At 68.1% G+C, this 18,003-nt stretch carries 12 protein-coding genes and 1 pseudogene; 12 read left to right on the top strand and 1 reads right to left on the bottom strand.

Features of this window, described 5'->3' with window-relative positions; genetic code table 11:
• The first annotated feature begins 668 nt into the window (after positions 1-668).
• Positions 669-1,415, top strand: coding sequence for a YaaC family protein (locus AB0I77_RS41555; RefSeq protein ID WP_363288030.1), 747 nt, complete (start codon positions 669-671; stop codon positions 1,413-1,415).
• Between the two features lie 371 nt (positions 1,416-1,786).
• Here the strand turns inward: AB0I77_RS41555 and AB0I77_RS41560 are convergent, their stop codons facing one another.
• Positions 1,787-2,101, bottom strand: a complete 315-nt coding sequence (locus AB0I77_RS41560; RefSeq protein WP_363288031.1) for a hypothetical protein — start codon at positions 2,099-2,101, stop codon at positions 1,787-1,789.
• A 387-nt stretch (positions 2,102-2,488) separates the two neighbouring features.
• Here AB0I77_RS41560 and AB0I77_RS41565 point away from each other — a divergent pair, with 387 nt between their 5' ends.
• From AB0I77_RS41565 to AB0I77_RS41615, 11 genes and pseudogenes are all read left to right on the top strand, one after another.
• Positions 2,489-4,249 (top strand): hypothetical protein, encoded by a 1,761-nt coding sequence (locus AB0I77_RS41565; RefSeq protein WP_363288032.1) that lies wholly within the window; start codon positions 2,489-2,491, stop codon positions 4,247-4,249.
• A gap of 18 nt (positions 4,250-4,267) precedes the next feature.
• Positions 4,268-5,767, top strand: a complete 1,500-nt coding sequence (locus tag AB0I77_RS41570; protein WP_363288033.1) for a hypothetical protein — start codon at positions 4,268-4,270, stop codon at positions 5,765-5,767.
• Between the two features lie 658 nt (positions 5,768-6,425).
• Positions 6,426-7,502 carry a recombinase RecA gene (recA, locus tag AB0I77_RS41575; protein WP_363288034.1) on the top strand — a complete coding sequence of 359 codons (1,077 nt, stop codon included), beginning with the start codon at positions 6,426-6,428 and terminating at the stop codon, positions 7,500-7,502.
• Positions 7,503-8,215: 713 nt separating this feature from the next.
• Positions 8,216-8,398: pseudogene (locus tag AB0I77_RS41580) on the top strand (CorA family divalent cation transporter); the annotation flags it as partial.
• 269 nt (positions 8,399-8,667) lie between these two features.
• A complete protein-coding gene (locus tag AB0I77_RS41585) occupies positions 8,668-9,267 on the top strand; it encodes an IS607 family transposase (RefSeq protein ID WP_363288035.1) in 600 nt (199 codons plus the stop codon).
• Positions 9,264-11,099, top strand: a complete 1,836-nt coding sequence (locus AB0I77_RS41590) for a zinc ribbon domain-containing protein (protein WP_363288036.1) — start codon at positions 9,264-9,266, stop codon at positions 11,097-11,099. The genes AB0I77_RS41585 and AB0I77_RS41590 overlap by 4 nt, the downstream gene beginning before the upstream one ends.
• Before the next feature lie 349 nt (positions 11,100-11,448).
• A complete protein-coding gene (locus tag AB0I77_RS41595; RefSeq protein WP_363288037.1) occupies positions 11,449-11,841 on the top strand; it encodes a hypothetical protein in 393 nt (130 codons plus the stop codon).
• 744 nt (positions 11,842-12,585) lie between these two features.
• Positions 12,586-14,130, top strand: coding sequence for a 3-hydroxyacyl-CoA dehydrogenase (locus AB0I77_RS41600; protein WP_363288038.1), 1,545 nt, complete (start codon positions 12,586-12,588; stop codon positions 14,128-14,130).
• A gap of 29 nt (positions 14,131-14,159) precedes the next feature.
• Complete coding sequence (gene hemA, locus AB0I77_RS41605) at positions 14,160-15,371, top strand: 5-aminolevulinate synthase (protein WP_363288039.1); 1,212 nt, start codon at positions 14,160-14,162, stop codon at positions 15,369-15,371.
• A 41-nt stretch (positions 15,372-15,412) separates the two neighbouring features.
• Complete coding sequence (locus AB0I77_RS41610) at positions 15,413-16,621, top strand: MFS transporter (protein WP_363288040.1); 1,209 nt, start codon at positions 15,413-15,415, stop codon at positions 16,619-16,621.
• Entirely contained in the window at positions 16,614-17,888 is a 1,275-nt protein-coding gene (locus AB0I77_RS41615) for a beta-ketoacyl-[acyl-carrier-protein] synthase family protein (protein WP_363288041.1), read from the top strand. The genes AB0I77_RS41610 and AB0I77_RS41615 overlap by 8 nt, the downstream gene beginning before the upstream one ends.
• Positions 17,889-18,003 lie beyond the last annotated feature (115 nt).

Below are 18,003 nucleotides of genomic sequence, written 5' to 3' on the forward strand. Positions count from 1 at the left end.
ACGGCAGGAGAGCTACACCCCCCAGCAACAGGCAGGAGCACCGCTACAAGCGCGTTCACCTGGCGGGACGCCACCGAGGAACAGAGCAGGCTTCTTCTAAGCGCTTGGCCGCAGGTTCGAGTCCTGCCGGGGGCGCCTAGTCTCCGCCCTTCTTCGGGAGGGCGTTTTTACTGGTCAGAGCATGTGCAGCCTCACGCAAAAGAGCGCCGGACCGCCCTCGGCGATCACAGGGAGGGTCCGGCGCTGTCCGGCTGTCACCGGGTTTCTGCGGGTGGCTGCGGTGAATACGCGGTGACGTCACAGGTCCACCCGGGAGGCAAGCGCCCGGGGACCAGTCTCTGTGCTGGCAGGATGGGGCGATGGTTCGCAGGCCGTATCCGACATACCGTGATCAGACGTACCCTCCGACAGCAGCAGTATGGAGGGCCCTTCGGGAACTCCGTGCGGCACCGCCCGGCTACGCAAGCAGCGGCTCGCGCCAGAAGCTGTTCAGCTCAGCGCTGGAGCAGTCGGAGCAACTGTTCACAGCGGCAGCCTCGGTTGGGCCGGCTTCCAGGCCCCTTGTACTCTTCTACGGCCTGAGCCAGGCAGGCAGGGCCATCGCGGCGTGTGCCCGGGTCCCCATGGACAAGTGCCGCCTGAACGGCCATGGAATATCTGCAACACGAATGGATCAGCCGGACCTAGGCTCGGTGATCATCACGGATAAGGGTACGGCGGGAGCTGAGTCATTCACCCAGGTTGCAGCGATGCTCGGATCGCGATCTCTGTCTGAGGAAACCCGTCTCGCGGACGTGTGGGCAGCGATCTTGGAGGTCAGCCTCTGGCCCTTGCAGTCGACGATCCATCCGCAGCTCTCAATCAGTCGAGAGACTTACCAGGTGGATGCCAACACCTTGCAGGCCATAGTCTCTGGGCTGCCCGGCGACCTCCAAAAGCACTCGGATCCCAAAGATCGTGAACAGGCCGTGCGTGCGTGGCTTGCTGACTATCCGGCGTTGAACGGCTACCGCTTCCGGTCGATCGGCGGCATCCCTGATAACGGGCCGGAAAGCTGGGATGAGAGGCAAGGCACCATCGACTGTCGACTCGTATGGGATGTTGAATATGGAGAGGAAGCCGCAAAGCGCAAATTTGAAGATATAGCCCCATGGAAGGGGCGCAGCCTGACAGATTCCGCCCGAGTGATCCATGCACGGTTCGGCGGGGACGACCGTCAGCTTCACCCGCTGCTGTCCTGGTGGTCAGCGCTCTTCGCGCTTTCGATGCTCGCTCGCTACCAGCCGGGGCAGTGGACAGCGCAGATCGACGTCAACCGAAGCAAAGACGCTGTAGCGATCGAATACCTGCTGGACAGCGCTCTCGCCACCGTGCCTGAGTTGATCGTCGCTGCCATCGACGAGGTGACGGCCTAGCCGTCCAACAGTGCCGCTGGCCCGCATTGGGGCCAGCGGCACTTCCCTCAGGTCAGACCTCGGGGAGGTCCCCGCGGGCCAGGATCCGCTGTTTAAGAGGGCGGTACGTGAATTGATGTCCGTTTCGCGCTTTCGGGAGGAGTGTGCGGGCCGGCCGCGGCGTCGCCTGGCGGTTACGGCCGCGGCTGGGTGAACAACCCCTGCTCGGTCTCGACCAGGATCCCGCGCTCGACCAGCCGCTTGAGCTTCAGCCGGACGTTGTTGACGTTGCTGGGCGCCGCACTACGACGCTCCCGGCAACCAGAACAAACTGGGGCCCGCTGGAGCCACCTCGGCGGAGCCGGAAGAAGTCGCCGTAGCCACCGAGTGGCTCAATGTGGCGAGCCGAGATTGCCAAAAAGAAGAAAGCTGAACAACCCCAAAACGATGGCGCGGTAGTCGTGCTGCTGATGCTCCCAAACACTCCACGGCGCGTTCCACGCAAGGGAATGCGACCAAAAGGTGACAAAGAGGGCAGCAAATAGGAGTCCAAATGGAAGAATCGGATTCGTCACCCCCGGCCACGACCAGTGGGACACGGCGGTCACCATGACTATGAACGATGACACTCCCTTCCATGTGTGCATCGGCCACAGCAGGCCAGCTCCGAAGGCCACGTAGATCCACCAGGTACTGATGCTTCCCATGCACCGGAGGTTAGCGTTCAGGCTTCGGGACCCCTCCCGAAGCGACCAATCCTCAGGGGGGTACGTGAGTTGATGTCCGTATTGCCTTGTCGACTGGGGTAGGCAGGCTGGCCGCGGCGTCGCCGGGCGGCTACGGCCGCGGCTGGGTGAACAAGCCCTGCTCGGTCTCGACCAGGATGCCGCGCTCGGTCAGCCGCTTGAGTTTCAGGCGGGTGTTGTTGATGGTGCTGGGGCGCGATCTTGAGATCCATCGCCTCGCACACCTGCCGCGCCCGCAGCGGGGCGTCGGCCGCGGCGACCACCGCCATGATCTGCTGGTAGGCCGGATGGTCCGGCAGCTTCGGGGCCGGCGGCGCGGCCCGCTACGCCGCCGTTCTTCTCGCCTCGTTGCTGACCGGCGATACTTTGGAAGAACTCGGCGACCCAGTGCTCGTACCGGTGGAGATCAAGCTCCAGGCGAGCCAGTTCAGCAAGGTCGACGACATTCTGATCACAGCCCGGCCGCGCCAGGGCGGTGAAGAGTTTCGGGTAGCCATTGGGGACCGGCGCGACCCCAATGTGGTGCCGTCCAGCGATGCGACCGTGGCGTTGGTCGGCTCTTACCTGCGTGAGGTCATCGAACATTGGGGCGAGATCCAGGCGGGCCGCTACCGGCTTGCACTCGCGGTCACCGACCGAAATACCCATGGCCACGAGGTAGCCGGGCTCGCCGGCATCGCTTCGGGACGGGGGCCGGAAGAGTTCCGCACTGAGGCTTCTCGCTCAGGTCCCACGAACCGCAAGATGCGGGCCAGGCTAGAGCAGTTGGACCACGTTGTAGCTGAAGCCGTGTCCCGCGGAATCGGAACGCACGGAGTTCCCACGCGGGAATTGACCTGGCGTTTGCTGTCTGCCCTGAGGGTTCATCACCTTCGTCTGGAGGACGGCGACGAGCGGGACTACACCCAGGCGGTCAGCAGCCTGCGCAGTGAGGCAGTGGGGAACACCGCAGGGGCGGCTGAACAGGTCCTGAGCCGCATCGAGCATCTTGTCGGTGGATGGGCCCCGACCGCCGCTCAGGTCACCGAAGCCATGCTGCGCCGGGATCTGGCGGCTCGGCTCAAGCCCCGCTTCTCTTCAGTCGGCGCAGAGGTGCAGTCGGCTGAAGTCGAACCTGATGCCCTGATCCGGGGCCCGGTCGCACACCTTGGGCTGGCCCCGGACTTTCAGGAAGCCCAGAGGCTGGAGGCCGCCGATCCCGCTTCTGCGGCTCGTCTCTATGCGCGCGTCGCGGACGCGCTGGAGACGTCCGTGTGGGCGCCACTTGCCCTCTCCCTTCGGCAACGGCAGGCCAAGGCCCACCACGAGGCCGGTGACCACGCGAAGGGCGTAGCCGCGAATGTGACCGTCCTTGCCGCCGCGCTACCAATGGGCGAGGTCTGGCGTGCAATGTCGGTTGTCCGCCGACTCGTCAACGACCAGATCGAGGCACCTGACGAGCTCATCCGCGCGGCCAATGCCCTTGGCGACCTCGCCTCCTTCGAGTACCACCACGATGTCTCCCTGGATGACATCGCCGCCAGCATCGACGCCCTCCAGATCACTGACCCGCACTGTCTGATGGCCGTCACCTGGTTCGCCGAGCACGCTGTCGCTTCGGACCGGACGGACCTGCTGCGGTCGCGGGTTGAGGGCTTGACCAGTCTCTCTGCCTCGGCAGAACAGGCTGATCAGATATGGCAGGCTCGCCTGCTGGCTTGCCTGGCTGATACCGACCGGTCCGGCGTCATGTGGACCGCTCTCGCCGGATCCGCTCGATCCAAGTACCCCCCTCCGGTCACAGCGCTACTTCTCGCGCGCCACGCCCGCTACCTGGCTGACGCCGGACGGGCCCAGGACGCTCTCGACCGATATGACGATGCCATCGAGCGGGCTGTTCAGCGCCGCAATCACCAAGATGCTGCGGCATGGGCCGAGGCCCACAACCTTGTACGCATCCGTTACGGCCTGCAAACCGCACGAATCGGCGAAACCTACCCCACCGCCACCGCGCTGCGTGCCGCAGGCGGCGGCAGCGTCCTGCCCGAACCCTTCTCGGCCCGTGAACGCGCTCGGGGGCGAGTTGCGAATCACGCTCGGCCAGCCGAGACCCTGCAAGCCCTCACCTAGTACCTCCGGCAGGCTGTCATGACGGCAAGCTGGCTGGAGGAACACGAGGCCCACGAACTACTGGGACGCTTCCACCTGGATCACGGCGAGATTATTGCCGCCGTCAACCACCTCGTCGCCGCCAGCTCCCACGAACTCCTCAATACTCTCGGCGCCCAACTACCCGAGGAGCCGTTCCACCTTCCCGTCCCCGACAATTGGGCTGCCCACCCTCGATGGAGACGGCACTGCACGCTTACCGCAGTGCGCGCTACGGCAGACCTGCTCCCCGACGAGCAGGCGCGGGGCTGGGTTGACGTCACCCTTGCCGAGATCGCCGATGACCAGGAAGTACCTTTCGGTACACACAATGTGCGTCGAGCCGCTTTCAGCGCCTTCGCTAGCCTTGCTGACGCTGCCGACACGCAGCAGGCCCAGCACTTCCTCGACCTCACAGGTCTGGTGCTTACCGGCCCCGGACGACGCCACCGCGGTGCAGAGCAGGACTACGCCCAGGCGCTCATCCGCATCGCCATCCGCCACCCCGGCCTGCAACGCGTCGAAGCCGTCGACCGGGTGTGCCAGGTCCTCCTGACGGATGCGTTCGCCGCCAATGTGATCCTCGGCCGTGGCGAAGACGCTCTCCGCCTGCAGCCCTCGGTGGTTAGCGAACGCTGCACCACAGCGGCGGCCAGCGGCAATACCGAGGCTGCCTTGGCTCTCATACTGGCCAAAACTCCCGCCGACAGCGCCCGGCCTCTGGCCCAGACGTTGCTCGACCACAGCCTCGGCCGACAGACCGAAACCAATCCGAACATCGACGCATCGCCCTCGCAGGCAGCCCCTCTGATCGGCTGCCTCCTGCCCATGGGCGATCGCGAGTCGTTTGCCGACGCTCTCACTCTGAGAATCCGGAGTCACCATCACACGGCTCAACAGCGGCAGGAGGCACTCGACGCCCTCAACATCCTCAGCGGCTACCTTGGGCCCGAACAGCGTGCCCGCTATCTCGACGTCGCGTTGGACGCGGCCCGTGGACGCCTCGACGGCAGCACCCAGGACGATCTCAACACCGCGCACGTCTACGACCGTTTCCAGCTGGACATGGGGACGGCAACCCTCCGTTACCACGGCCTGAGCACGGCGGCCCACGTGGCCCAGACCTCCAGCGATGGAGAGGAAATCATCGGAATCGCCCTTCCGCTACTTGCCCAGCCAGACGAACCGGCGGAGAGCCTCATCGTGGAGGCTCTCGCTCAACTGCCGCGCAGCCAGCATCTCCTCCCACTGCTGGTTCTAGCCGGGCACTCCTCACCCTGGATCCGCGCCCTGGCCGCCCACCTCTGGTGCACTACCGACCAGACAGCAGCAACAGCCCACCTCGGCACCCACCTTGCGGCCGACGCCAGCCCCCGCGTCCGCTGCACTCTTGCCCGCGAACTCCCCAACGATGAGGAGCACACCGCCCTGCGCGAAGTGCTCCGCCACGACTGCCGCCGGTCCGTACGAACCGCTGCGGGCCAACCAGCACATCGATAATCCCTCGGGCTGAAAGGCGCCGCACAGCATGCTCTGTCCGCCTCTGCCCGAGAGGTGGCCTGAACAGCAGAGAACGCGACCTGATACCCCATCAGAACGAGCGTCAAGCGAGCGTCATTTCAGCGTCAAGATATCGCCCGTAACGCCCACACCGCACATGACGCGCACACACAAAACCGCAGGTCAGGAGCCCTTCGCGGCTGGTTCAAGGATCGCGACACACTCAACATGATGCGTCATCGGGAACAGGTCAACGAGACTCAGCAAGGCGACTCGAGCCGGTTACCGAGAGACAGCAGGACTGCGTGACTACGACTTCGCGATCGGCACGGCCACCTGAGTACACCTCATGCCAGCGAGGAGGCCGACCGCAGCGAGGTCTCATACGTCACGAAGTCGATGGAGGGCATTCTCGGAAGCAGTGACGACACTCGGCGGCGCCGCGGCTCAGCGAGGGAAAGCGGGCGGCGGCGCGGCCTGCGTCCGGAGCGGTCCGGTGCGCGACCCGTCCCGCTCCCCTCTGTTTGATACCTTTCACTGGACACGCAAATCGATCGGATGTTCGTTTACTGGGATCTCCGAGACGTCCGTTGTCGGCAGTAGACGCTCACGTCCTCCGACGTGCGGCGTGCCACACAATCGGACCGGGTGAACGCTCATGGCAGGAACCGACCACGAAAAGGCGCTGGACACCGCGCTCGCACAGATCGAGCGGAAATTCGGCAGGGGCGCGGTCATGCGCCTCGGCGAGCGGCCCAATGAGCCCATCGAGGTGATCCCTACAGGATCGACCGCGCTGGACGTGGCGCTCGGCGTGGGCGGTCTGCCCCGCGGCCGTGTGGTGGAGGTATACGGGCCGGAGTCCTCCGGCAAGACGACCCTGACGTTGCACGCAGTAGCGAACGCACAGAAGGCCGGCGGCTCGGTGGCCTTCATCGACGCCGAGCACGCACTCGAACCCGAGTACGCCAAGAAGCTCGGCGTCGACACCGACAACCTCATCCTGTCCCAGCCGGACAACGGTGAACAGGCGCTGGAGATCGTCGACATCCTGATCCGCTCCGGCGCGATCGACTTGATCGTGATCGACTCCGTCGCGGCCCTGGTGCCACGCGCCGAGATCGAGGGCGAGATGGGCGACTCCCACATGGGTCTGCAGGCCCGTCTGATGAGCCAGGCGCTGCGGAAGATCACCGGCGCGCTGAGCCAGTCCAAGACCACCGCGATCTTCATCAACCAGCTCCGCGAGAAGATCGGCGTGATGTTCGGCTCCCCGGAGACCACGACCGGTGGCCGCGCGCTGAAGTTCTACGCCTCGGTGCGGCTCGACATCCGCCGGATCGAGACGCTGAAGGACGGCACCGACGCGGTCGGCAACCGCACCCGCGTCAAGGTCGTCAAGAACAAGGTCGCGCCGCCCTTCAAGCAGGCCGAGTTCGACATCCTCTACGGGCAGGGCATCAGCCGCGAGGGCGGCCTGATCGACATGGGCGTGGAGAACGGCTTCGTCCGCAAGGCAGGCGCCTGGTACACGTACGAGGGCGACCAGCTCGGCCAGGGCAAGGAGAACGCCCGCAACTTCCTCAAGGACAACCCCGACCTCGCCAACGAGATCGAGAAGAAGATCCTCGAGAAGCTCGGAATCGGGGCACCGGCGAAGGCCGCAGTCGCCGAGGACACGGGCGCCGTCCCGGTCCCTGGTGCCGCCCGGACCTCGGCGGGAAACGCCGCCTGACAGGCACGGGCGCGGCCTGGCCGGGGGCAGGCTTCCGGCATGTTCAGCATCTCGGCGTGCTCCACGGCCCAGATCCGCTCGCGTCCCTGTTCCGTGCCGAGAACCTGCTCGTGCGCGTCCGGGCGATACCAGCCCATAGGCGAGGCGCAGAGGACACCGCGCTCGGCAAGGAATCGATGACCGCGTTAGGATCCGGCTGGTCGGGAGCGGCCGGATGTATCGGGGATGCCGGGCACTTCGGGCATGGCTCTCTCCTCGCGGGGGTCGGCTGGAGGCACAGGTGACTGGGGAGCACAGGGAGGTGTGCATCCCGCGCGAGCGGAGGTGTTCCGTCGTGCAAGATCCGGACCATTCCCGGACCAAGTTGGCGGCAATCACCGACAGCACTCTCGTTTTCGCAGATCAACGCAGCCGCCACGCGTGTACCAGCAGCAGACGAAGAACCTACTGGCAGGTCTGGCCCGAACGCCGACAGTGACACAGCGTGGCTTCGACGGCACCTCATGTGGACCGGCTTCCCGCGTCTCCCTGCCCCGCAGTGAGGTCATCCCTGGGGAGAATCTGGGGAGTATGAAGGGTGCTGGGGAGCGCGTGGGGAGAATCGACTGCGTAACGCGGCACGATCCTGAATAACGCTGAAAGATTCACTTGCGCAGTTCAGAGGCGGACGCGGCCGCATCACCGCAGGTCAGCGGGACCTGGTAGACAACTTCAAGAAGATCTCGAGCTGGGCCGCCATTCTCTTTGCTCCCACACTGGTGGGAACTATTTACGGCATGAACTTTCAGCACATGCCGGAGCTGGGCTGGCGCTTCGGATACCCCTTCGCGATCGGCTTGATGGGGGTGGTTTGCGCCAGTTTGTATGTGATTTTCAAGCGGCGGGACTGGCTCTAGGTCAGGCAACGACTCCTCCAGCCATTCGCACTGTCTGCTCTCGCACCTCCAGAAAACAGAGCCATGACGGGCTCTGGGGAATCCCTGGGGAGAATCCGGGGAGAAACGAATGGCAGCCCGCGCCTTGCGCCCGCCACAACGAGCCCCCTGGCTTCCTGTTCAGCGCTCCCCGCAGAGCCCGCCGGCAATGAGAACGCACCTGGGCGTAGGCTTACAGATTCTGTTAGTTATCCCTAACTTCCCATAATGTTCCGTGTACGGTGTGCGGCATGGAGTTGCTGCGCATGTCGAAGGCCGCGAAGCGTCTGGGAATCCATCCCATGACGCTCCGCCAGTGGGCGATCGACGAAAAGATCCCGTACACCTGGGTCGGCCGCGAGCGCCGCTTCTCCTCCGTCGACATCGAGAACATGAAGCGCGGCGGCATCGACCGCCCTCGCTTGGAGCTGCTGTACGTCCGTGTCTCCGGTTCCACCGGCCAGGAGACTTCTCTGACCGCGCAGGAAGAGGAGTTGCGGACCACGGCCACCGGTGAAGTCGTCAAGGTTGTCAAGGACCGGAGCTCCGGCCTGAAGGAGAACCGCCCAGGACTCAGCCGGGTCCTGGCGATGGTGTCCGACGGATCGGTGACCGTCGTCCGTGTCACCCATGAAGACCGTCTCGCCCGGTTCGGTGTCGGCTGGCTCAAGCAGCTGTTCGCCGTGTACGGCGTGACTGTGGAAGTACTGCACCCGAAGAAGTCCGGGGGCCGCGAAGAACTCCTCGAAGACTTCATGTCCCTGCTCACCACGTTCGCCGGACGCCTGTACGGCATGCGCTCGGCACAATCCCGCCGACGGCTGCTCGCCGAAGCCGCAGAGCGCGCATGAGCCGGAAGCTACCGCTCGCGGAGAACGAGACGTCCCGCACCGCCTGCGCCCGTGGCCTGCTGCGCACCGCAGTCGATGAGAAGAGCGGTGAATTTCTCAGGGCTTGTGGTCTGGCGGAGCGGGTCGGCTGGGCCGCCGGTCTGGTGTCCGGCATGGTCGCCGATCTGCTGGGCGAGCACTGGAACACTCTCGACGTGAACGCGCTGGCCACCGGCGTGGACGCGGGTGGGCAGAAGCTGCCGTCGAATGCCTGGATGGCCCTGCGCCGCCTGGGCTGGACCGTCAAGCCTGGCGCGAAGGTCAATGACCGCATCGTCCGCATGGCGCAGGAGCAGGCCGGACGCACCCTGCGCTCGGTGAAGTGGCGATCGGATCTGGCCGCCGGCGTCCTCAAGGCGTGGCCTGCCGATCCGAAGAAGCGCACTGCCGAGGAGTGGGATGCCGTCCGTGAGGCGGTGCCTGGTGGCCAGTTGCTGTCGTCCAGCCTCATCACGTCCCGCACCCGGCAGGTCGTCTCCTTTCATCAGAAGCACGACCGGATGCCGGTGGATGTCTTCGAGCTGGAAGGCGCTCCCCGGATTGCCCGCATGCTGCTTCTGTCCGCCTGCGACAGCCAGCAGGCCACCATCGAGCGCGGCGATGAGCCAGGCCGGGCGCTGCTGCGCCTGCAACTGCCGATCCGCCCGGATCCGCAGTCGTATGCGGACTGGACGTGGGTGGCCTGCCCGATCACGCTGCCCCCGACTGTTCCCGCCGGTGCGGTGCTGCATCTGCCTACCCTGCGCATCCACCAGGGCGCCGTACATGCCGACCTTGCCTACACGCATGGTGTCCCGAAGACGCGGCGTACTGGCCACACGGTCGCCCTTGGCGTGGACTGGGGCCTGAACACCCTGCTCAGTGCGGGTGCCGCCCGGCTCCACGAGGACCAAAAGATCACCACCCTCGGCAGCGGCGGCATGTTCCGTGCGTCCGGTGTCCTGTCCAAGCAGCACCGCCTGCGCCGGCAGTCCGAGTACCTGCACACCAGGATTGACCAGTACGACCGGCTCATCGGCAGCGGTGAACGGCACCACCTGGCGGACAAGCGTCACATCCTCGCCGACGAGATCCGTCACGTGTCCGACCGCCGGTCGAATCTCAATGACGCTCTGGCGTGGTCTGCCGCCCGATGGGCCGTGGACCAGGCAATCAGCGCCGGGGCCACCGTCATCTACATCGAGGATCTCCGCTCGATGGAGGCCCGGGGCATGGGCCGCAACCACAACACCCGCATGTCGCAGACGGTGCGCGGGCAGATCATGGAGCGGATGCGCCATCTGGCCGCCGAGATGGGCATCGCCGTGGTGAGCGTCCCGGCCCGCAACACCTCGAAGCACTGCCCGCAGTGCCTGGTTCCGCTGCGTCACCGCAAGTCTCCCGACCGTCCGACAGTTCCTGGCTGGAAGTGGGCGATCTGCCCGTCATGCAGCTGGCAGGGCGACCGGGACCAGGGCGCCTGGCGCCGGATCCCCGCACGCGGCCTCACCCACCAGGCCAAGACGGTCACCGACCGCGCCAGCGGCGCCATGGTCATCCGCTCCGTGATGGACAAACTCGAAACCAAGGCGGTCGTCACACCGGCTGCCACCCAGACCGGCCGGGACAGGTCCAAAACGGGACCGACTCGGCGACAAGCAGCATGTCCGACGCCCAGGCGACGCCGGACACCCTCCTCCGCCTCGGCGGGCCAGTGTCCGGAGGGACACTCCCCCACTCTCGACTTCGCTCGAGCGGGGCCCCCATCACGGTCCGGAGACTGCCTCGCGCGGCCCTCCGGAACCAGGGCGTGACGACGATCAGCACACACCGTCCGCGAGGGGCAGTCCTGGGCGCGGGTTTCCACCTGCACGTCCAAGCCTCCCCTCCATGGTGGGAACCCGTACCAGGCGCTACACCTGACTACGTTTCCCTAAGCTGATCAGAGACGCTTCCCGGGCCTGCCGCGACCACTCGCGGCCCGCGGGATCATCGGCCCGCCGCCCTGAAACGCCCGGGCCTGCACTGTCGCAAACGTCGTGGTCAGAATCGGTTTCTCGGCTCGCAGTCCCGCGTGCGGGCGTTGAGGGTCCGCCCCGCTCACTCCGGATGCCGGCTCGCACATCATGACCCGCGCTACTTCCCGGCCGCCATAATGGAGTCATGCCCTCCAGCCCACAGCACCCCGCACCCGCGCCGAAGAACCTCTCGGGCGCGGACGCCGAGGACCTCGCGCTGTACCGGGAGAAGTTCCGGCGCCGCCTGCCGGAGTCGCTGGACGAGTTGCGCGGCCCCACCCAGGGTGTCGTGGAGCTGCCGCTGCACACGGCCTGGTCCGGGATGACCTCGTACGACATGGGCAAGCCTCGCCAGCGCATGGGTCTGTACCGCACAGTCCTGCACGAGGGCCTGCGCGACGACCTGCCCCGCTACCTCAACCAGGACCTGCTCCTCCAGATGTGGCCGGTGCTGCGCACCCTTGTCGGTCGCACCGTGCGCTCCGTGCGGGAAGACGCCTTCTCCCAGCTCGCCTCCCGCACCCGGGCAGCCGCGTGACGGAGATGCCGGAGCTGCACACGGCTCCTGGCTGATGTGATCGCTCTTGGCTCCCCATATCCGCTGGTTCTCACCGGCGGATATGCCGTGCGGGCGCACCGCCTCGTGAACCGCCCCAGCCAGGACCTCGACGTCGCCACCGAGAACCCCGCGCCCATGGCCGACATCGCGGCCGCGCTCCGTACGGCCGGACCGCCGGACACCGTTCGGCCGCCGCCACGCCCGCGGCCGCGGGGACAAGCCCGGTCGAATCCGCCCTGACACACGCGTACGGAAGGCCACGAGGCCGGCCGTGTGCGCTGGCCGGAGCACCCGGCTCGTGAACGACGCGCCGGGCACGAATCCCGTGACTCCACGGGCCCGATGCGCCGCAGAACACCCCGGGCTGTTCCCGGGTATCCCGACGGGCCCCGTGGACCGCGGAAATCCGGCCACCGGCGGCGTGCTCGCCTCGCGGCCGGCCGATCGCTCCGCCCAAGGAACAGGCCCCTCCGGACGGCCGCCCCACGCCATTCCACCGAAAAGAACACGCCATAGAAAATACCGGCCCGCTAACCGGTTTTTCTGCCGAGGACGCCGTTCGCGTTGCCTTTTCTCCCACCTGCGCACAACCCTCTATGAACCTTCTATGAACGGCATGTTGCACACCCCGGCCATGGCCGAGCGGGTGCATTACGTTGGGTGAAGGTGCTGCCACAGAAGGTCGGACGCCACAGCGCAAAAGCCTATTCCCCGAGGAATCCTGTGAAGTTATACAAGCAACCGGACGACCTTGTGGCCGTCGTCGGAGCCGGCGCCATGGGAACCGGGATATCCCAGGTCGCGCTCCTCGCCGGCCACCGGGTGCTCCTGCTGACCCGCCGCGCGGAGAGCTCCCGCCGAGGCCGGGAGGAAATCGAGAACCGCATCCTCCGGCTGGTCGACAAGGGACGGCTGGGCAAAGAGGAAGCGCTCGCCGCTCTGGACCGGCTGACCACCTCGGAAGAATTGCCGGAAGCGGCATCGGCCGGCCTCGTCATAGAGTCCGTGCACGAGGATATGGCGGCCAAGTCCGCACTTCTGGCGGACATCGAGAAGCATGTGGGCGAGGAAGTCGTTATCGCCACCAACACTTCTTCCCTTTCCGTGACCGCTCTCGCCGCCGGCCTGGAAAACCCGGCCCGGTTCGCGGGCCTGCACTTCTTCAATCCGGCTCCGCTGATGGCGCTGGTCGAAGTGGTCTCCGCGCCGTCCACGGCCGAGCGCACCACCCGTTTCCTGCGCAGGACCGCGGAACGCTGGGGAAAGACCCCGGTGCTCTCCGCCGACCTGCCCGGATTCATCGTCAACCGGGTGGCACGCCCCTTCTACGGGGAGGCGCTGCGCACCCGGGAACAGCGGGCGGCGTCACCGGCCACCATCGACGCGGTCCTCACGGGCTCGGGGGGCTTCGCCATGGGCCCCTGCGCGCTGATGGACCTCATCGGCCACGACGTCAACGAAGCGGTCACCCGGGGGGTGTGGAGCGCCTTCCACCACGACGCGCGCTTCGCCCCCTCCCTCGTCCAGCGCAAGCTGGTGGAGGCCGGGTACCTCGGGCGCAAGGCGGGACGAGGGTTCTACGACCACGGGCCCGGCGCCGCCCGGCCCGCTCCCGACACCCGCGCCCCGGTGTCCGTACCGCCGCCGCGTCTGGTGCGTCTGCACGGTGACGCCGGGCCCGCCGGAGGACTCGTGGACGTGCTCGTCGCGGCCGGGATCCCCGTCGAGCGGGTGACGGCCGCCGCCGGCAGCGCGCTGGACGGGATGTTCGAGCTGCCCGACGGGACGCTGCTGCGTCTGACCGACGGGCGTACGGCCGACCGGCACGCCCGGCGTACGGAACGTCCGGTCGTCCTGTTCGACCTGAGCCTGGACTTCGCCACCTCCTCCCGTACCGCCCTGGCGGTGAGCGGCGGGGCGTCTGACGCCTCGCGGGACGCCGCGGTGGGCCTGTTCCAGCTGCTGGGCAAGGACGTCAGCACGGTGGACGACATCCCGGGGCTGCTGGTGTTCCGCACCGTCGCCATGCTCGTCAACATCGCGCTGGACGCGGTGGCCGACGGCCTGGCGAGCGCCCCCGACGTCGACACCGCCATGCGCCTGGGCACCAACTACCCGCTGGGGCCGGTCGCCTGGGGCGAGCGGATCGGGCTGCCCTCGGTCCTCGCCCTGCTGGAGAACCTCGACGACGAACACCGGGACGGGCACTACCGCCCCTCCCCCGCGCTGCGCCGCGGCGCGCTGCGCACCGGCCCGCTCGCGGCCTGACCCCCATGCCAGAAAGGGAAACACCACCCATGCAGGCTCTGTCACACATCGCCCAGGACGTCGCGTCGGCCAAAGAGCAGGGGCGCTACCGGACGTACCTGAATCTGGAGCGCCGCGCCGAGACGGCCCCGCGGGCCGTGCTCCACGCCGCCGACGGTCCGCGCGAGATCACCGTCTGGTGCTCCAACGACTACCTCTCACTGAGCCACCACCCGACGGTCATCGACGCGGTCGCCGACGCGGTGCGCGGCGTGGGCCTGGGCACCGGCGGCGCGCGCAGCATCTCGGGCACCAGCACCTTCCACGAGGACCTGGAGGCCGAACTCGCCTCGCTCTACCGCAAGGAGCGGGCGCTGCTGTTCAGCACCGGCTTCGCGGCCAACGACGCCACCCTGTCGGTGCTGGGCCGGCGCATACCCGGGCTGGTGATCTTCTCCGACGAGCTGAACCACGCGTCGATCATCCAGGGCGTCCGCAACAGCGGCGCGCAGAAGCGGATCTTCCGCCACAACGACACGGGCCACCTGCGCAAGCTGCTGGAGGAGACGGACCCGGACGCGCCCAAGCTGGTCGCCTTCGAGTCCCTGTACTCCATGGAGGGCGACTTCTCCCCGATCCGGGAGATCGTGGACATCGCCGAGGAGTTCGGCGCCCTGACCTACCTGGACGAGATCCACTCGGTCGGCATCTACGGCGAGGAGGGCTCCGGCTACGCGGAAGAGCAGGGCGTCCGCGACCGGATCACCGTCTTCCAGGGCGGTTTCGGCAAGGGGCTCGGCGGGGCCGGCGGTTACATCGCCGGGCCGGCCTCGGTCATCGACAGCGTGCGGACCTTCGCGGCCCCGTTCGTCTTCAGCACGTCCGCCCCGGCGCCGCTGGTGGCCGGCGCGCTGTCCGCGCTGCGTCTGGTCCGCCACGACTCCACCCAGCGGGACCTGCTGCGGGCGCGCGCGTCGGAGCTGAAGGAGGGACTGGCCGCGCAGGGCATCCCGGTCATCTCGCGGGACAGCCACGTGGTCCCGGTGCTCGTCGGCGACCCGCACCGCAACAAGGAGGTCAGCGCGCTGCTCCTGGGCGACCACGGCATCTACGTCCAGCCGGTGAACGCGCCGACCGTGCCCGAGGGCACCGAGCGGCTGCGCGTCACGCCCACCTCCCGTCACACGGCCGAGGACGTCCAGGCGTTCGTCGAGGCGCTCGACGCCGTGTGGTCGGCGGCCGGTCTTCCCCGCAGCCGCTGATCGCACCGGCCGAACCTGAACACAAGATTTCAAGGATTCCCGTGAAAAACGCCACCCCGCCCGTGCTCTGGCTGCTCGCGGTGGGCGCCTTCGCCATCGGCACGGACGCGTTCGTGATCGCCGGTGTGCTGCCGGAGATCGCGGACGACCTCCGTGTCTCGCCCGGTGCCGCCGGTCAGCTGATCACCGTGTTCTCCCTGACGTACGCGCTGTTCGCCCCGGTCAGCGCCACGATCACCGGCTCGCTGTCCCGCCGGACCGTACTGGCCTGCGGGCTGGGGGTGTTCATCGCCGGCAACGTGGTCTCCGCACTGGGCGACTCCTACGGATGGGTCGCGGCGGGCCGGTTCGTCGCCGCGCTCGGCGCCGCCTCGTACACGCCCCAGGCTTCCGCCGCCGCCGCGTCCCTGGTCCCCGAGGAGCGCAGGGGCCGGGCGCTGGGCATCGTCATCGGCGGCCTGACCATGGCCACCGCGCTGGGGGTGCCGATCGGCACCTGGATCGGCGGCCTGGCGGGCTGGCGGGCCACGCTGTGGGCGGTCGCCGCGCTGGGCGCGGTCGCGGTGCTGGGGGTCCTGATGCTGCCGAGGCTGGCGCCCGCGGGCAGGCACCCGCTGGCCGAACGGCTCTCGGGCCTGCGCAACCCGGCCGTCCTGATCACCCTGTCGGTCACCCTGCTCGCCGTCACCTCCGAGCACGTGGTCTACACGTACATCGGCCCGGTGCTCCAGGACGCCACCCACGGCGGGCGGGCGCTGTCGGTGCTGCTGTTCGTCTTCGGCGTCGGCGCCGTCGCGGGCAACGCCGTCGCCGGGATCGCCACCGACCGGCTGGGCAACCGGGCGGTGCTCCTGCTCGCCGTCGGCGGCATGGCGGTGGACCTGGCCCTGCTGCCGCTGTGGTCCGGGTCCCTGATCGGGGCGGGCGTCGCGCTGTTCGTCTGGGGCGCCACGGGGTGGATGTACCTCGTGCCCCAGCAGCACCGGCTGCTTTCGTTCAGCGAGGCGAGCGGCCCCTTCACCGTGGCGCTCAACAGCTCCGCCCTGTACCTGGGCATCGCCATCGGCGGCGCGGTCGGCGGCCTCCTCGTCAACACCTGGGGCCCCGAGTCGACCGCCGTGCCCGCCTTCGTCCTCGCGGCCGTCGCCGTCGCCGTCGTGGCCCTCACCTACGGACGTCCCACCCCCACCGGTCCGGCGCGGGAGACACGCAGTGATCCCGCGCGGCAAGGAGTTTCCGACGATGACTGACCGACCTGCCGACGACCCCGTCGTCATCACCGGGATAGGTACCCTGCTGCCCGGTACCGGATCGGCCGCGGAATTCTGGCAGCACGTCTCGGGCGGGCGGTCCCAGATCGGTGCCCTCACCCGGTTCGACGGCCCCGCCGAGGGGCTGCCCGTGCACGCGGCGGCCGAGATACGCGACTTCGACCACACCGCCCGCCTGCCCGGCCTCGACCCCTCCCACGCCCGCAAGTACAGCCGGGAGATCCTGATCGCGATGTCCGCGCTCGTCCAGGCCCGCGACGACGCGGGCCTGGGCCAGGGGGACGTCGATCCCCGGCGGCTCAGCGTGATCTTCTCCTCGTCGCGCGGCCCGCTCTCCTGGTGGCAGCCGGTGCTGCGCGGCGAGGACCCGACGGCGTACGACGACAAGGGCGCCATGTTCCGCGGGCTGCCCGGCACCCCTGCCAGCCTGGCCGCCATCCACACCGGGGCGCAGGGCCTCGTCACGACCGTCAGCAACGCCTGCGTCGGCGGCCACCAGGCGATCGGCCTGGCCCTGCGGGAGCTGCGGGCAGGCAGCAGCGACGCCGTCCTGGTCGGCGGCCACGAGTTCCCCATCCTGCCCGAGGTGGCGCACTGCTACCGGGCGCTGGGCAACGGTGTGCTCTCCACGGAGTCCGAGGACCCGTCCCGCGCGGTGCGCCCCTACAGCGCCGACCGCGAGGGGTTCGCCCTCGGCGAGGGCTCCGTGGTGCTGTGCCTGGAGCGGGAGTCGACCGCCCTGCGGCGCGGGGCCCGGGTGTACGCCCGTGTCCTCGCCCACGCCTCGATGAACGAGGCCGACCACCCCACCACCATGGACCTGACCGGCAAGGTCACCGCCGGTCTGGTGGTGGAGGCCCTGGAGGAGGCCGGGCGCCGCCCGGACGAGGTGGGCTACTTCTGCGCCCACGGGACCGCGACCCGCTACAACGACCTCGCCGAGAGCCGGGCCCTGCGCGCGCTGTATCCCGGCCGCGGCCTCGGGGCGCTGCCCCCGATCAGCTCCAACAAGCCGATCTACGGTCACACCTTCGGCCTGGCTGGGATCATCAACGCGGCCTCCACCGCTTTGATGCTGCACCACCAGCGGCTGGCTCCGACCATCAATCTGACGACGCCCGACCCGGAGTGCGACCACGACCACGTGGCGGAGGGCGCCCGCGACACCTCGTTCGAGCTCGCGGTGTCCATGTCGTTCGCCTTCGGGAGCCAGACGTCGGTGCTGGCGATGGGGGCGGCGGCCTGAGACCCGCGCCCCGGCCACCCCGGCGTTCCCCGTCGGCGGGATCCTGCTGGCGCTGGAGACCGGCGGCGGGGCGCTGAGCCTGTCGGCGATCGCGCAGGCGAGCGGAATGCAGCCC

It is taken from the genome of Streptomyces sp. NPDC050619 (assembly GCF_040654815.1).
In the GTDB taxonomy this organism is placed as follows: Bacteria; Actinomycetota; Actinomycetes; order Streptomycetales; family Streptomycetaceae; genus Streptomyces.

What these genes read in the sequence shown, in the direction of transcription:
- AB0I77_RS41555 (WP_363288030.1), top strand. Translation starts at nt 669, where the DNA reads ATGGATCAGCCGGACCTAGGCTCGGTGATCATCACGGATAAGGGTACG.
- AB0I77_RS41560 (WP_363288031.1), bottom strand. Translation starts at nt 2,101, where the DNA reads ATGGGAAGCATCAGTACCTGGTGGATCTACGTGGCCTTCGGAGCTGGC.
- AB0I77_RS41570 (WP_363288033.1), top strand. Translation starts at nt 4,268, where the DNA reads ATGACGGCAAGCTGGCTGGAGGAACACGAGGCCCACGAACTACTGGGA.
- recA (WP_363288034.1), top strand. Translation starts at nt 6,426, where the DNA reads ATGGCAGGAACCGACCACGAAAAGGCGCTGGACACCGCGCTCGCACAG.
- AB0I77_RS41585 (WP_363288035.1), top strand. Translation starts at nt 8,668, where the DNA reads ATGGAGTTGCTGCGCATGTCGAAGGCCGCGAAGCGTCTGGGAATCCAT.
- AB0I77_RS41590 (WP_363288036.1), top strand. Translation starts at nt 9,264, where the DNA reads ATGAGCCGGAAGCTACCGCTCGCGGAGAACGAGACGTCCCGCACCGCC.
- AB0I77_RS41595 (WP_363288037.1), top strand. Translation starts at nt 11,449, where the DNA reads ATGCCCTCCAGCCCACAGCACCCCGCACCCGCGCCGAAGAACCTCTCG.
- hemA (WP_363288039.1), top strand. Translation starts at nt 14,160, where the DNA reads ATGCAGGCTCTGTCACACATCGCCCAGGACGTCGCGTCGGCCAAAGAG.
- AB0I77_RS41615 (WP_363288041.1), top strand. Translation starts at nt 16,614, where the DNA reads ATGACTGACCGACCTGCCGACGACCCCGTCGTCATCACCGGGATAGGT.